At 42.9% G+C, this 15,214-nt stretch carries 11 protein-coding genes and 1 riboswitch; of the genes, 6 read left to right on the forward strand and 5 right to left on the reverse strand.

The window, feature by feature from the left end; genetic code table 11:
* Window positions 1-13: 13 nt before the first annotated feature.
* Window positions 14-1,828, forward strand: a complete 1,815-nt coding sequence (locus C6348_RS01085) for an IucA/IucC family protein (RefSeq protein WP_106041541.1) — start codon at window positions 14-16, stop codon at window positions 1,826-1,828.
* Window positions 1,829-1,871: 43 nt separating this feature from the next.
* Here the strand turns inward: C6348_RS01085 and C6348_RS01090 are convergent, their stop codons facing one another.
* From C6348_RS01090 to C6348_RS01105, 4 genes are all read right to left on the reverse strand, one after another.
* Window positions 1,872-2,726, reverse strand: coding sequence for a GNAT family N-acetyltransferase (locus C6348_RS01090; RefSeq protein ID WP_106041543.1), 855 nt, complete (start codon window positions 2,724-2,726; stop codon window positions 1,872-1,874).
* 114 nt (window positions 2,727-2,840) lie between these two features.
* A complete protein-coding gene (gene metH / locus C6348_RS01095; protein ID WP_106041545.1) occupies window positions 2,841-6,269 on the reverse strand; it encodes a methionine synthase in 3,429 nt (1,142 codons plus the stop codon).
* On the reverse strand, window positions 6,253-8,094 hold the full coding sequence (locus tag C6348_RS01100) for a bifunctional homocysteine S-methyltransferase/methylenetetrahydrofolate reductase (protein WP_060595978.1): 1,842 nt from the start codon (window positions 8,092-8,094) through the stop codon (window positions 6,253-6,255). The genes metH and C6348_RS01100 overlap by 17 nt, the downstream gene beginning before the upstream one ends.
* Window positions 8,095-8,172: 78 nt before the next feature.
* Window positions 8,173-8,291, reverse strand: a riboswitch (SAM riboswitch).
* An 81-nt stretch (window positions 8,292-8,372) separates the two neighbouring features.
* Window positions 8,373-8,864, reverse strand: coding sequence for a YajQ family cyclic di-GMP-binding protein (locus C6348_RS01105; protein WP_034663377.1), 492 nt, complete (start codon window positions 8,862-8,864; stop codon window positions 8,373-8,375).
* 237 nt (window positions 8,865-9,101) lie between these two features.
* On the opposite strand from C6348_RS01105, the gene C6348_RS01110 reads away from it, so the two are divergent.
* From C6348_RS01110 to C6348_RS01120, 3 genes are all read left to right on the forward strand, one after another.
* Complete coding sequence (locus C6348_RS01110; protein WP_106041547.1) at window positions 9,102-9,950, forward strand: CvfB family protein; 849 nt, start codon at window positions 9,102-9,104, stop codon at window positions 9,948-9,950.
* Window positions 9,951-10,181: 231 nt separating this feature from the next.
* Window positions 10,182-11,159 carry a BMP family lipoprotein gene (locus tag C6348_RS01115; RefSeq protein WP_106042310.1) on the forward strand — a complete coding sequence of 326 codons (978 nt, stop codon included), beginning with the start codon at window positions 10,182-10,184 and terminating at the stop codon, window positions 11,157-11,159.
* The gene (locus tag C6348_RS01120) at window positions 11,156-12,805 is read left to right on the forward strand and encodes a methyl-accepting chemotaxis protein (RefSeq protein ID WP_106041549.1); all 1,650 of its coding nucleotides are present in this window, start codon (window positions 11,156-11,158) and stop codon (window positions 12,803-12,805) included. Before C6348_RS01115 ends, C6348_RS01120 begins: the two co-directional genes overlap by 4 nt.
* 48 nt (window positions 12,806-12,853) lie before the next feature.
* Here the strand turns inward: C6348_RS01120 and C6348_RS01125 are convergent, their stop codons facing one another.
* Window positions 12,854-13,711 (reverse strand): DegV family protein, encoded by an 858-nt coding sequence (locus C6348_RS01125; protein WP_106041551.1) that lies wholly within the window; start codon window positions 13,709-13,711, stop codon window positions 12,854-12,856.
* A gap of 142 nt (window positions 13,712-13,853) precedes the next feature.
* Here C6348_RS01125 and C6348_RS01130 point away from each other — a divergent pair, with 142 nt between their 5' ends.
* Window positions 13,854-14,696, forward strand: a complete 843-nt coding sequence (locus C6348_RS01130) for a YitT family protein (RefSeq protein ID WP_034663360.1) — start codon at window positions 13,854-13,856, stop codon at window positions 14,694-14,696.
* Window positions 14,697-14,710: 14 nt separating this feature from the next.
* Window positions 14,711-15,166 carry a BsuPI-related putative proteinase inhibitor gene (locus tag C6348_RS01135; RefSeq protein ID WP_066031047.1) on the forward strand — a complete coding sequence of 152 codons (456 nt, stop codon included), beginning with the start codon at window positions 14,711-14,713 and terminating at the stop codon, window positions 15,164-15,166.
* Window positions 15,167-15,214 lie beyond the last annotated feature (48 nt).

Here is a 15,214-nt window from a genome sequence, read left to right on the forward strand (position 1 = left end):
GGAGGATGAAGCGATGAGTGTACAAGATGAATTGAAAAAAGCGGTGAATCCTGCTGCTTGGAAAAAGGCAAATCAGCGAATGGTGGCAAAAATGCTGTCTGAATACATGTATGAGGACATGCTTCATCCCGTGCAGCTAGATCGTAAGGATGGCATCGCTCAGTATGAATTAATCATTCACGAACATAAGAAATATCGCTATCTCGCAAAACCTCGTTTGTTTGATAGTTTTGATACAATCGCTGAATCAATCGAGTGCTGTCAAGACGGAAAATGGTCAAAGGATGTCAGTGCGATTGTGTTTTTACTAGACATTCAGCCGCTCATTCCAATGTCTTCTGATACAACAGGCCATCTTATCAAAGAGCTTCATCATACCCTGTTAGCAGATGTACATTTGCTGTCGAAAAAAGCACTTCGTGCGGATGAACTGACAGATACAGATTACGCGTGGATTGAAGGAGAAATGACAGGCCATCCTTGGATTGTGTACAACAAAGGACGCATTGGGTTCAGTTACGATGACTACCTAGCCTATGCACCTGAAAGGCAAGAAAGTGTGCAGCTGTCTTGGATTGCTGTTCACAGGGACCTTGCGACATTCCATGCGGTCGATCATGAAAATTATGAGCAGGTGATCGCCAAAGAATTAGATGAAGTCACGATCCGTCAATTTCACCGCGTGTTAAAGGATGAAGGGTTGAATGCAGCTGATTATTATTTGATGCCTGTTCATAAGTGGCAGTGGACGCATATGATTATTCAGCATTTCCCGGAAGATTTGGCCTTGCGCCGGATTGTGTATGTAGGGAAGGGACTGGATCAATATATCCCGCAGCAGTCCATCAGAACCTTTACAAACATCTCAAATAAAGGCAAGCATCATATTAAACTGCCAATGAGTATTTTAAATACACTCGTGTACCGGGGACTTCCGTCAGAACGGACAGTCATTGCCCCTCGTATTACAGCGCATATTAAAGGGATTGCGGATCAAGACTCATTTTTATCGGATGTCTGCCGCGTGATTTTACCTGGTGAGAACGCAAGTATCAATGTCGATCATCCTTACTACAGCAAACTGCCTGGTGCGCCGTATCAATATCTTGAGATGCTCGGTGTGATTTTTAGAGAAAGCATTTACACGTATTTAGATGAAGGAGAGAGCCCTGTTACACTTGCAGCACTCACTTATGAGGATCATGAAGGTGAGCCATATGTGAAACAGCTGATTGAAAAATCTGGTCTCTCAGCAAAGGAATGGATGGCGAAATTTTTCCATGTGGTGATGCCGCCGCTGCTGCACTTTATGTATCAATATGGCACCGTCTTTTCACCGCACGGGCAAAATACGATTCTTGTGTTAAAAGATCATCAGCCGCATCGTTTGGCGATCAAAGATTTCGTTGATGATGTGAATATTAGTGATCAGCCGCTGCCTGAATTGGCTTCACTAGGAGAAGATTTAAAAGAAGTGCTGCGGAGTGAGCCGCCGGAAGGGTTAGTGCAGTTTATCTTTACAGGACTGTTTATTTGCAACCTGCGTTACGTATCAAACGTGTTAGACAATCATCAATTGTTAGATGAAACGACTCTTTGGCGCTTGCTTGCAGAAGAAATTCAGCATTATCAAAAACAATTCCCGCAGCTGAAGGACCGTTTTGAACTATTTGATTTATTCCAGCCGAAGCTGACAAAGCTGTGCTTAAATCGTAATCGAATGATTGATTATGGGTACGGAGATGGAGATGACCGCCCGCATGCGTCAGAGCATGGGAAGGTCAAAAATGCACTCGCTCATGTTCTTTCGTCCGCCTGTGAGAAGTAATAGAAAAGCTGTAGACATCAACTGTCTACAGCTTTTTATTTTTTTACGAAAATGCTTGAGAGGCAAGGAAATAAAGAAGTGCGGGATCATTCTGCTTTTCTTTTCCGCGAATCATCATAAAATGCGCTTTGTTTGTTTTCGTAAAACCTGCTTCAACAAGTGATTCATGGAGGCGCTCAGCTGTTTCCTTCTGCATATCTAAACGAATCGCACCAGAATAAGACGAGATGAGCGAACGGATCATAGAGAGAGCTGTAAGTTCATCATTTGCTGTAAGCGGTCCAATCATTAAATTGACAGGCGTTTCAACGCCAAATGCAAAGCCAGTTGTTTCGTGATGTTCATTCTTTGCAATGATACGCCGTGCTGCCCGGTTCATCCGGTTTTTTAAAAAGCTTGATCGATTTGTACCTGCGCCTTTTTCATCAAGTGCTTCAATGGACGGAAGGTGCGTTTCATCGGCAGGAGACAGGTGAATGTCATCTGACACACGAAGAGCCTCTGGGTTCGGTTTTTGCGCTTTGTAAGTATGAATGTAACCAGCCGTGTGAAACCCGATTTTTTCGTAAACAGGCCGCCCTTGGACAGTAGCGGTTAAAACGACAGGAATGCTTTGGCTTTGATCTAGCAGGGTGTCAATCATTTTCCGTGCAAGACCTAATCCGCGATGTGTCTCAGATACAATGACTGCCCCAATTGACGCCGCTTGATCATATTGGAAAAGTCCCGCACATGAGATGACTCGTCCATCAATTGTTGAAAAACCTGTAAAATATCCATTTGTTAAAAGAGATGTGAGTTCTTCCGCATTGTAATCAGGCCATTCTACCTCTTGGGACAATGCGATGAGATCTGGTATGTCATCAATTGTTAATGCTCGTTGAACAACGTTTGTCATGACACGCAACTCCTTCTTAGCTGAATTCATTTATATGTATCGTACCATAAGAAGCATAGTGTAAAAATTGGTGTTTTCAATCAAAAAAGAACCTCCAATTCCGGAGGTCCTGCATTAATGAACATTAAAATATCGAGCTTCAGGATGAGAAACGACGATCGCTGAAACAGATGCTTCAGGTTCCATCATGAACCCTTCTGTCAGATGGATGCCAATTTTTTCAGGCTGAAGCAGCTTGAACAGCTTTTCTTGGTCTTCAAGATTTGGACAAGCGGGATAACCAAAGGAATAGCGTTGCCCTTGATATTTTGCCTGAAATCGTTTTTCCATTGTGAAATCGACTGGGTCAGGGAAGCCCCATTTGTCACGAATCACTTGGTGGGTTCTTTCGGCTAATCCTTCTGCAAGCTCAAGCGCCAGAGCTTGGACCGCATGCATTTTTAAATAATCTCCTTCTTGCTTAAATTGCTGCGCAACTTCACGTATACGCGCACCAGCTGTGACGGCAAATAAGGCAATATAATCCTTCTCGTTTTCGCCGCTTTTCCGCACATAATCAGAAATAGAGCGGTACGGAAGCTTCTCCTGTCTTGGGAATTGGAACGTTTCAAGGATGCGGTCAGGCGCTGCGGGATCATAAATACGCAGATCATTTCCGTTTGAACTGGCAGGGAAAAATTGATAAACAAATGCAGGCGCAAACCAGTTTTTCTCTCTGCCTTCGTTTAGAAGGTCTGTGACAAGCTGCTTTAATTCCAATGCTTTTGGATGCTGGTTAGCTAACAATGTTTTGACCTTTCCTTTTAATCCAAGGTGGTGACCAATGAGCATTTGTTCATTCACATAAGGCATAATGTGATGCAAATCGATGTCCCGCACATAATGACGTGCCGTATTCTCTGGTGTAAGAATAGGTGCCTGCGGGAGTGCCGCACGTTTTTCTAGTAATTCAATGACAGCTTGTGGCTGCTTTGCTTCTTTCTCTTTAAAAGGTGCCGCTGGCTCTTCTCCGGACTTTGTTTGAAACTGAAGAGGATTCGCTTTTAACTCATTGGCTAAAGATAAGCCGTCCATGGCATCTTTTGCATAAAGAACCGGTCCGTCATAATGAGGCGAAATCTTCATTCTCGTAAATTTCCGAGAAAGTGCAGCTCCGCCGACCAAAATGGGAACGGAAATATTCGCTTTTTGTAAATCCTGAGCGGTGAGTACCATTTGCTGAGCTGATTTCACAAGCAATCCTGATAATCCAATCATATCTGGTTTTTCCTTTTGCACAGCTTCGATCAATGTTTGAGGTGTCACCTTGATGCCGAGATCGACCACTTGAAAGCCATTATTGCTCAAAATGATGTCGACAAGGTTTTTCCCGATATCATGGACATCTCCTTTTACAGTTGCAAGTAGAATCTTACCTTTCCCGCTTGCATGCTGCTTTTCCATATATTGCTCGAGATACGATACAGATGCCTTCATGACCTCTGCCGATTGAAGCACTTCCGCCACAATCAGCTCGTTTTGATTAAAAAGACGTCCAACCTCAGCCATTCCCTGCATTAACGGACCATTGATGATATGAAGTGGTGATTCAAATTGCTCTAGAGCAAGAGATAAATCATCGATAAGTCCTTCTTTTGTTCCTTCGACGACGTAGAGTGCCAGTCTTTCATCAAGTGATAAGGAGACCTTTGGTTTTTTCTCCGTTTTCTTTTTGCCTCGGTAAAATTGGGTGAATTCAGCAAGTGTTTGATCATTTGTTTCATAGAGCAGCGTTTCAGCCAGCTTGATTTCTTCCTTTGGAATGGAAGCGAAGCGTTCAAGCTTTTCCGTATTCACAATGGCGTAGTCAAGTCCTGCTTGGACGCAGTGGTACAAGTAGACGGCATTCAAGATTTCTCTGCCAAGAGGCGGGAGTCCGAAAGACACGTTGCTGATGCCTAAAATCGTCAGGCACTCAGGCAGATTTTCCTTGATCATTTTGATGCCTTTGATCGTTTCTTCGGCAGCCCCAATATACTGCTCATCTCCAGTGCCTACTGGAAAGACAAGTGGATCAAAAATGATGTCACTTGCGGGAATTCCATATTTCTTCGTTAATAGATCATGAGAGCGTACGGCAATCTCGAGCTTTCGTTCTGCTGTTACGGCCATCCCTGTTTCATCGATCGTGCCGACAACAAGTGCACCGCCGTACAGCTTCACAAGAGGGAGAATTTCTTCAAACCGTTCTTCGCCATCCTCAAGGTTAATGGAATTGATGATGGCTTTCCCTTGGGAATACGTGAGCGCCTTTTCAATCACGTGTTTATCTGTTGAATCAATGACAAAAGGGGCTTTGACTATTTTCATGGCCTCTTGTAAAAAGCCTTCCATGTCAGCTGCCTCGTCACGGTCTGGATCAGCGAGACACACATCAATCACGTGAGCGCCGTTTTTTACCTGTGCGCGAGCAATTTCTGACGCTTCTTCAAATTTTTGTTCCGCAATGAGTCGTTTGAACTTGCGTGAACCAATAACATTGGTCCGTTCTCCTACAAAAAGAGGACGCATTGATTCCTCATACATAAGGGACTCAATTCCTGATACGGTATGCTGAGACGATTCATGCGCGATGTGACGCGGCTGAATCGTGCGTACTTCATCTGACAAAGCTTGAATATGTGCAGGTGTTGTTCCGCAGCAGCCGCCAACAATATTTAACCAGCCCTCCTTCGCAAAAGCGGCGATTTTTTTAGCAAGAGAAACAGGGGATTCGTGATATTGACCTTCTTCATCTGGAAGACCAGCATTTGGATAGCAGCTAACCGCTGACTTGGCGATGGAGGAGAGCGTGCGGATATGGTCTGTCATAAATTCAGGACCAGTTGCACAGTTAAGGCCGACACTAATTGGTTTCATATGCTCAAGAGAGATATAAAAGGCTTCAATGTCTTGACCAGCTAGGGTAGTGCCCATTGGTTCAATTGTACCTGATACCATGAGTGGTAATTGAATGCCTGCCTGCTGAAAGGCTTCCTGAATGCCTTTGAATCCAGCTTTTACATTCAGCATGTCTTGGCTTGTTTCTAAAAGAAGGGCATCACATTTGCCATCAATCAGGGCGCGGGCCTGCTCTTTGTAGTTTGCGACGAGTTCATCGAAGGTTGAGCCGCCTGTCACAGATAATGTTTTTGTTGTGGGTCCCATTGCGCCTACAACAAATCGAGGCTGCTCCGGCGTGGAGTAACGGTCAGCTTCGTCCTTTGCCAGCTGGGCAGCCCGTACATTGAGTTCATAGGCAAGGTGGCCAAGCCCGTATTCATCAAGGACGAGCTTTGTAGCCCCGAATGTATTTGTTTCAATGAGATCGGCACTTGCTTCAAGGTATTCCCTATGAATCGTAGAGATGATGTGAGGGGCTGTTACATTCAAATACTCGTTACAGCCCTCATACTCTTCTCCGCCAAAGTCTTCTGCTGTGAGATTGGCATTTTGAATCATGGTCCCCATTGCACCATCAAGGACGAGGATGCGTTTCTTTAGCTGTTCAGTGATAGTTGACATGGATGTTTGACTCCTTTTCTTTCTGATGAATGTAGGTGGTCAGTTCTGCTGTTAAATCTGATCGAAGGAAAGGGGTAATTAAATAAATGCCATTAAACAATTCACAGGCTGTATCTAATAAAGAGCGGGCAATCGCTAAGCCTTCTGCTCGCTGCTTTTCCTTATCCTCGCCAGCCTTGGCCATAATGTCACGAATGGAATCAGATAATTTAATGCCTGGAATTTCATGATGAATAAACTCTGCATTTCGGCTGCTTGTTAACGGCATAATGCCAATATAAATCGGTTTATCCAAATGACGGCTCTCCTCATGAATTTTCACAAGCTGTTCCTCAGAATAAACAGGCTGTGAAATAAAATAATCAGCGCCGTATTCGATTTTTTTCTCAAGACGTTTGACCGCTTTATCAATGTGACGAACATTCGGATTAAACGCGCCAGCTACTGAAAAATTGGTCTTTTTGCCAAGCGGCTTCCCTGAGAAAGAAAGGCCTTCGTTAAACTGCTTGATCAGCCGGATCAAATCAAAGGAGGTTAAATCATAAACCGACGTTGCACCTGGGAAATCTCCAATCTTAGAAGGATCGCCTGTAATGGCTAAAATATCAGTTAAACCAAGGGTGTCGAGACCCATCAAATGGGATTGAAGCCCAATCAAATTACGATCACGGCACGTAATATGGACAAGTGAACGCATATCAAGCTGCTGTTTCAATAAGGCGCCGCAAGCCACATTGCTAATGCGCGGGGTCGCAAGAGAATTATCAGCTAATGTCAAGGCATCAATGCCTGCATTCTTTAATTCATTTGCAGCGACAAGAAATTTTTCGAAGTTCAGCTTCTTCGGCGGATCAAGTTCTACAATAATCGTCCGTTTTTCCGCAGCCAGCTCATCAAGACCTGGTTCAGTGCGCTGATCTTGGATCGAAATGATTTCTTCTTTTAATACTTTCACTTCTTTTTCAGTGATCGGCGCTAAATCCTTGACCGCTTCAGCCATTGCGTGAATATGCTGAGGTGTTGTTCCGCAGCAGCCGCCGATAATCCGTGCGCCTTGATTTCTAAACTCAAGTGCACTTTTTCGAAAATAATCGTTATCTGTATCATAGACGAGTCTGCCTTCTTCAAGAGAGGGAAGACTGCTGTTAGGATAGACTGACAAATGGGAATTTTCTAAAATCGGTACGCCTTCGAGTGCCTGAATCATATGATAAGGGCCCAGCCTGCAGTTGATGCCGACGACATCTGCGCCAAGAGAGGACAATTCAGATAAACCATCCTTGAGCGGAGTTCCATCCTGCAAAACACCTTGTTCATGCATGGAGACGTTCATGACAATCGGGAGAGTCGTTTCTTTGCGTGCAATTTGGAGAACGGCCTTCGCTTCTTCCATGTCATAGTACGTTTCTAGCAATAATCCGTCAGGCTGTTCATTTAGTAGAATGTACAACTGCTCTCTAAAGCTTCGTTTAATTTCTTCAATAGAGTAGGCATTTTTGTTAAATGTTCGAATGCCGCCGATCGTTCCGAGTACATAAGCGGAGCCTGCGGCTGCTTTTGCGATTTGTACGGCCTTTGTATTGATGCGCTTCGTTTCTTCCTCTAAGCCGTAGCGGGATAGTTTAATATAATTCGCACCGTACGTATTTGTTTGGATGATGTCAGCACCAGCCTGCACATATGCCTCATGCACGCGCTTTACTTCCTCTTCTTTCGATAAATTTAATTCTTCAAAGCAGCGGTCAATGCCGTAAGAGTATAAAAGTGTTCCCATTGCACCGTCAGCAATCAGTACGCGGTTTTGTAAGTCTTGTAATAGGCCCATTGGTTTCCTCCTTATTTCTATGTAACAAAAAAAGCCTTCTGATAAGAAGAAGACTTTTTGGCTGTATCGTAATTCTTCTCCTTATCTTCCAAGCAGTTGCTTGCTGGATTTAGCACCTTGGTCATAGAAAATATATTTCTACTACACCGGTTGCTGAGGCTTCACAGGGCCAGTCCCTCTGCCTCTCTTGATAAGAAAGCGATATGAACATGTCAATGAATTGAACTTCCATCCACTGTATCGAAAAAATCGGAAATAATCAATGGAAAATTTGAAATTTATCGAAAATTTATAAATTGAACATCAATTGGCAAATCTGCCTTGCGCATAAGAGAAATAACCTCTTGTAAATCATCTTTATTTTTCCCTGTTACACGCACTTGGTCATCTTGAAACTGTGACTTCACTTTGATGCCGGATTGCTTAATGAGTGCATTGATCTTTTTGGCGTTGTCTTGATCAATCCCGCTGATCAGCTTCGCGCGCTGGCGTACTGTTCCGCCAAGGGCATGCTCGGTTTTTCCGTAGTCGATGTTTTTAGTTGGAACATCTCGTTTGATCAGCTTTGTCACAAGCACATCTTTTAGCTGCTCCAGCTTGAAGTCATCATCAGAGATGAGAACGAGCTCTTCTTTTTCAAGAGAAATATCACTTTTACTTCCTTTAAAATCATAACGGTTTTTAATTTCTTTCAGCGCTGCTTGAACAGCGTTTTGCACCTCTGGCAGTTCAACCTTCGATACAATGTCAAATGAGCTTTCTTTTGCCATAACACATGACCTCCATGTATAGATATTGCGTCTATTTTATCATGCAAATAGGAGAAGAAGAAACTTTATCGAAGAGACGAGTCAAAGAGTTCAGCCGGCAGCGGTATAAATCGTGTCCAGTTTGTCCACTTTAGCTAACAGAACTAGAGATGTTCATGTGAGGAGAAGTATAGTAGAATAAAGTGAATCAAAAGATGAACGAACGCTCTTTTATGGGCAGATAGGAAGGAAGAGAACATGAGACCAGGTGAGCAACTGACCTTGCAAATAGAGAACGAGATGGAATACGGCTACTTTTTGACAGATGGTGAAGATTCGGTCCTCTTGCACCGCAGTGAGATGACAGAGGATATTGGTGACCGAGATGAAGTAGAGGTCTACTTATATGTAGATCATGAAGAAAGACTGGCTGCCACGATGAAAATACCTACAATCAATGCGCATACATATGGCTGGGTAGAAGTCGTAGACGTGGTAGAAGACATGGGCGCATTTGTCGATGTCGGGCTGTCAAAGGATGCACTTGTTGCAACAGAACACCTCCCGCCTTTTGAGGAAGCATGGCCAAATAAAGGAGACAAACTCTACTGTATGCTGAAAGTCACAAGCTACGGCAGAATGTTCGCAAAGCCAGCCACTGAAGATGTGATCAGTGAATTGTTTACTGAGGCACCTGAAACCTTAATGAACAAAGAAATCACTGGAACCATTTATCGCTTAATTGCGACAGGCTCTTTTATGCTGACAGATACAGGCGTGCGAGGGTTTATCCACCGCACGGAACGAAAGGAAGAACCAAGATTAGGATCGACCGTGACAGGACGCGTCATTGCCGTGAAAGAGGATGGAACCGTGAACGTTTCTCTGCTTCCTAGAAAACAGGAAGCGTTATCTGTCGATGCAGAAGAAATCTTAACCTATATGAGAACGAGAAATGGCGCCATGCCTTATGGGGACAAAAGTGATCCAGAAGACATCCGCGAACGATTCCAAATGAGCAAGGCAGCCTTTAAACGAGCATTAGGTCATTTGATGAAAAATGACTTAATCTACCAAAAAGAGGGCTGGACATACGAGAAAAAATGAGCAGCGTGAATACAAACCCTGACTTCAAGGGTTTTCATATCTCACTGAAAAGAAGAAAAAGGGATAAAATCATCATGATTTTATCCCTTTTTTTATATTTGTTATAAATAATGGGTTTTTTCAGTGAAAAAAGTCATGAAAAAGCTGAAAAACCTTCACTTAATCATTGAAACAACGCCTCTCAAATCCGATAAGAAAGGAGTAAGGATGATAAAAGGAGTGTGTGTTTGGATGAAAGTGAAAATTTCATTGCTTCTGGTGGCAGCCCTGCTTATGATGCTCGCCGCATGCAGCAATCAACAAGTGAAACCACCGGCATCAAATGCGAAGCATATTGGCGTTATGCTCACAGATGATGGTCTTGGTGATCAATCATTTAATGATTCATCATTTAAAGGATTAGAAAAAGCACGTGATGACCTAGGGATTGAATTTGATTATAGAGAAATTGCAGAAACCGATACATATGAAAAAGGACTGATAGAGCTCGTAAAAGCTGGCAATGACCTTATTATCGGGGTAGGCTTTAGTATGCAAGAAGATTTAGAAAAAGTCGCAAAGAAATATCCGAAGAAGCACTTCCTTCTCATCGATGCCGTATCTGAGCTGAAAAATGTGACCTCCGTGACGTTTAAAGAAGAGCAAGGCAGCTATTTAGCGGGCGCACTTGCTGCCATGACAACGAAAAGTGATGTCATTGGATTTGTTGGCGGTGTCGATGCGGATTTGATCCATCGTTTTGAAAAAGGGTTCCAAAAAGGCGCCAAATCAGTGAATCCGAACATCAAGATTTTATCGACCTATGCTAATACGTTTAGTGATGCGGGCAAAGGCAGTAAAATAGCCAAAGGCATGATCAAAAAGAAAGCAGACGTTTTATATGCCGCAGCTGGCTATACAGGTGTCGGTGTTTTAAAAGAAGCGCAAGCCCAGGGCAAATATGCCATTGGTGTAGATAGTGATCAGTACTATACCGCTGAAAAAGCGGTGATTTCCTCTATGGTGAAAAAAGTCGATGTAGTGGTCTATCAATTCAGCGAACAGCTCGTCAAGAGCAATCAAATCAAAAATGGGCATGTTATTTACGACTTAAGCAATGACGGAATCGATATGGCAAGAATTCGGGTGCTGAAGAATGCTGAAACATTGACCAAAAAAGTAAATGAACTGAAGCAGAAACTTCTAAAAGAAGAGGGGGACGCATCATGAGCTTGCGCATCAAAATTTTACTCAACTCACTCGTCTCACTTCTTTTAGCAGTTGGCGTCATTGCCTTTATCATTGTCAGTATGACAAAGATCCAATCATCAAATGAAACAGAAGTTCAAACCTTATTAAACGTTCAAAAAACAAAAGCAAGCTTTGAAAGTGTTGAACAAGCCATGACCAATTACTCCATGACACTTTCTGATGAACAGCTAGAAGTTGTTCAAACCGATATTTCTACAGCAAAAAAACAGCTGCAAACGTTAAACAAACATGCAGGAAATATCAACAAAGATGCATTAACAAGGTTAGGTGCAAAATATGACACGTGGACCAAGGAAGCGAATGGTGCCATTGGTGAAAAAAATGCATCAGATGCAAGACGGGTCGCTGCAAGAATTGATGGCGTCTTAAACGACGTGCATACAATGAATAAAAGAGCTGAAGAAGCGTATAAACAAAATCTAGAGAATACAGCTGATAATGTGCAATGGATCATCACAAGTGCACTCGTCGCAGCTCTCACACTGATTGTCATTGCTGTCTTTTTAAATATTGGATTAACAAGATCCATCGTGACACCGATTAAATCACTTTCCTACCGAGCGAAGCAGATCGCAGAAGGCAACCTTGCTGTCGAGCGGATGGACATTCAGCGCAAGGATGAAATCGGCGGCTTGAATGAATCCTTTAATCAAATGACAGATCAGCTGATTAGTTTGATTAAAGAAATCAGTAATGTCTCAAGTCAAGTAGAGACATTCTCGATCCAGTTAGATGATGAAAACAAAAAGCTGATGGAATCTGCAAATCAAGTATCTGTCTCGACAGACGAAATGGCAAATGGGTCACAAGCCATTTCAGAGGATCTTCAGCATGGCGTCAGCTTGATTGAAAAGATGGATCAGCATGGACGTAAAAATTCCGAACGCTCACAAACAGTCATCCAAAGTACAGAGGATGCGATAGAAGCAGTGGAAAGTGGAAAGCACACGTTAACAGAAACCAAAACGGCGATTGAAAAAAACACACATGCAACGAGACAAATCGAAGAGTCAGCAGGAGAGTTCACGCAATACGCCAGCGGAATCTCGGCGATGGCCAAAACGGTTTCTGACATTGCGGACCAAACAAACCTGCTTTCCTTAAACGCGGCGATTGAAGCAGCAAGAGCAGGTGAAGCTGGAAAAGGCTTTGCCGTTGTAGCAGATGAAATTCGCAAGCTTGCCGATGAATCATCTAACGCTACAAGACAAATCTTTGATATGGTCAGTCATATTGAAAGAGGCATTCAATCCATTAGTCAGACTGTCAAAGAAGGAGTCAAGCTTTCACTTCAACAGCAGGATGCGATGGACAAAACCTCACACTCCTTTGAAGATATAGAAACAAAAGCGCAGCACATTAAACAAGAAATGGCTGTCTTAAATGACAAAATTGTTCAATCAACAGAGCTTGGCGGACAAGTGCTCAACTCGATTGAAAATATTAGTGCGGTTGTAGAAGAAACAGCAGCTGGCAGTGAAGAAATTTCTGCCTCTGCCAATGAACAGCTGCAATCATTCCATCAAATGAACAAACAAGTAGAAGAACTGATGAGTATGACGGCAAGGTTAAATGAAACCGTCCACCGTTTTAAACTATCATAAGTCATAAGAAAAGCACCCTTCCCGTGATGTGTCAGGGAAGGGTGCTTTTTATGATGGTTTGCCTGTAAAGAAGATGGCAAGCGTGCCTGGGCCTGAATGGGACCCAACAGCCGCGCCGACAATCTGAATATCAATTTCTTTTGGATGAAATTCGGCTTCAATCAATTGTCTCATGTCTTCAGCAAGTGGAGGATCATCACCATGACTAATGCCCACAGTTTGATTTGGCCAATCCGTTCCACGTTCTTTCATCAGTTCAATAATGCGTTTCAACAGCTTTTTACGTCCGCGGATTTTCTCAAGTGGTATGAGCTTTCCATCCTCGACGTGTAAAATGGGCTTAATGCTTAATAAACCGCCAACAAATGCGGACGCTTTACTGATTCTTCCGCCTCTTGCTAAATACGATAAATCGTCTACAGTAAAAATATGTTGTAAAGATTCGCAAAAATGCTTTACAGACGTTTCAATTTCTTGTATTGTATTTCCGTCAATCGCAAGTGATTGAGCGTGTTTGACAGCAAGCCCATAGCCGAGTGAAGCACATTTAGAATCAATGATTCGCAAATCAAAATCAGGGTATTCTTCCTTCACTTCGTTTGCCATCATCACAGCTGTTTGGTATGTACCGGAAAGCTCTGATGAAAAGGCAACATAGATTGCAGATGTATGGGTTTGTGCGACAGAAACAAAGGCTTCTTTGATTCGGTTTGGGGAAGCTTGTGACGTCTTTGGGCTGGCACCTTGTCTCATCGCATCAAATACTTGTTTTGGTTCAATGGTGATCAAATCTTCAAATTCCTGCTCGCCAAGTAACACACGCAGCGGAATGAGCGTCATGTTATGTTCATCATAATAAGAAAGAGGCAGATCAGCAGCACTGTCTGCTATGATATGAACAGTCATCAAAATCCCTTCTTTCTAAAAATATCAGCCATATTTTACATCTTTTTAGCCTAACTATATCACAGAAATCATCTTTTCGTGTTCAAATTCTAAATTTTAGGGAAAACCATAGAGAGAGAATGGTAAGTGGAGGAATGACAATATGTTCATTGGAGAAGCAAAAAAACTCATTGTCGTCGTCATTGGTGCACTGCTCAATGCGATTGGACTGAACTTATTCTTAATCCCAGCTGATGTATACGCGAGCGGGTTTACAGGGGTGGCCCAGCTGTTATCCAGCTTAATGGATCAATATGCGCCATTTTATATATCAACAGGGATCCTATTATTTATTTTAAATATTCCAGTCGGCATTTTAGGCTGGATGAAAGTTGGCCGTTCCTTTACGTTATACAGCATCATCAGTGTTGCACTGACGACCATTTTCCTCGGCATCTTACCGGAAACGAGTGTTTCACAGGATATATTACTAAATGCTGTGTTTGGCGGCGTCATATCTGCACTCGGGATTGGGATCACCCTCAAATACGGGGCATCAACAGGCGGGCTCGACATCCTTGCCATGATCTTAGCGAAGTGGAAGGATAAACCAGTCGGCACATATTTCTTCATTTTAAATGGAATCATCATCTTTACAGCAGGATTATTACAAGGTTGGGAGAAAGCATTATATACCCTTGTCACATTATATGTGACCACAAGGGTCATTGATGCCATCCATACAAGACATGAGAAGCTGACCGCGATGATTGTGACGAAGAAAGCTGATGAAATCAAAGAAGCCATTTATGGAAAAATGGTTAGGGGCATTACGACTGTACCTGCAAAAGGAGCTTTTACCAACGAGCAAAAAGAAATGATGGTGATCGTCATTACAAGGTATGAGCTGTATGAACTTGAACAAATTATTAAAGAAGTCGATCCAAAAGCCTTTACAAATATTGTGCAAACAACCAATATTCTTGGATTTTTCAGACGAGATTAAAAGGTGGGTAGTAAATGAAAAAAGGGTTGGTGCTTCTTCTCGTTTTATTGATTTTAGCCGCTTGTGGACAACAAAAAAAGGATGAACCAGACAAGGAGGTATCCGGTCAAATGGGAGAAAAAACGGTTGTACTCACAGTAGACCCCGTCCAGAAAGGTTCTTCGGTTCAATTTAACATGTCGCTGAAAAATGAATCAGATCGAGATATTGAATTTACTTTTAACACAAGCCAGAAATTCGAGCTCAGTGTGTATGACGAAAACGGAAATGAACAATACCGCTATTCGAAAGACCGTATGTTCACACAGGCCATCCAATCATTTGTGCTGAAGAAAGGCGAAGCCTATGATTTTCAAGATACGTGGTCAAACGGTGTCAAGCCGGGAACGTATGAAGCGGTCGTCACATTTAAAGGAAAAGCAGAAGGGCTGAAGCAAATCACGGAAAAGAAAACGTTCCAAGTGAAATAAGTGCTTCCTGCTTCATGAGAATCAGAAAAAGCTGTCCAATGGTGGACA

The organism is Bacillus sp. YBWC18 (genome assembly GCF_002998775.1).
GTDB lineage: Bacteria > Bacillota > Bacilli > Bacillales > Bacillaceae > Bacillus.

Bases quoted from the DNA above. Each gene is read 5' to 3' on its own strand.
- C6348_RS01110 (WP_106041547.1), top strand. From the start codon at position 9,102: ATGAGACCAGGTGAGCAACTGACCTTGCAAATAGAGAACGAGATGGAA.
- C6348_RS01130 (WP_034663360.1), top strand. From the start codon at position 13,854: ATGTTCATTGGAGAAGCAAAAAAACTCATTGTCGTCGTCATTGGTGCA.
- C6348_RS01090 (WP_106041543.1), bottom strand. From the start codon at position 2,726: ATGACAAACGTTGTTCAACGAGCATTAACAATTGATGACATACCAGAT.
- C6348_RS01100 (WP_060595978.1), bottom strand. From the start codon at position 8,094: ATGGGCCTATTACAAGACTTACAAAACCGCGTACTGATTGCTGACGGT.
- C6348_RS01125 (WP_106041551.1), bottom strand. From the start codon at position 13,711: ATGACTGTTCATATCATAGCAGACAGTGCTGCTGATCTGCCTCTTTCT.
- C6348_RS01085 (WP_106041541.1), top strand. From the start codon at position 14: ATGAGTGTACAAGATGAATTGAAAAAAGCGGTGAATCCTGCTGCTTGG.
- metH (WP_106041545.1), bottom strand. From the start codon at position 6,269: ATGTCAACTATCACTGAACAGCTAAAGAAACGCATCCTCGTCCTTGAT.
- C6348_RS01120 (WP_106041549.1), top strand. From the start codon at position 11,156: ATGAGCTTGCGCATCAAAATTTTACTCAACTCACTCGTCTCACTTCTT.
- C6348_RS01135 (WP_066031047.1), top strand. From the start codon at position 14,711: ATGAAAAAAGGGTTGGTGCTTCTTCTCGTTTTATTGATTTTAGCCGCT.
- C6348_RS01105 (WP_034663377.1), bottom strand. From the start codon at position 8,864: ATGGCAAAAGAAAGCTCATTTGACATTGTATCGAAGGTTGAACTGCCA.
- C6348_RS01115 (WP_106042310.1), top strand. From the start codon at position 10,182: ATGAAAGTGAAAATTTCATTGCTTCTGGTGGCAGCCCTGCTTATGATG.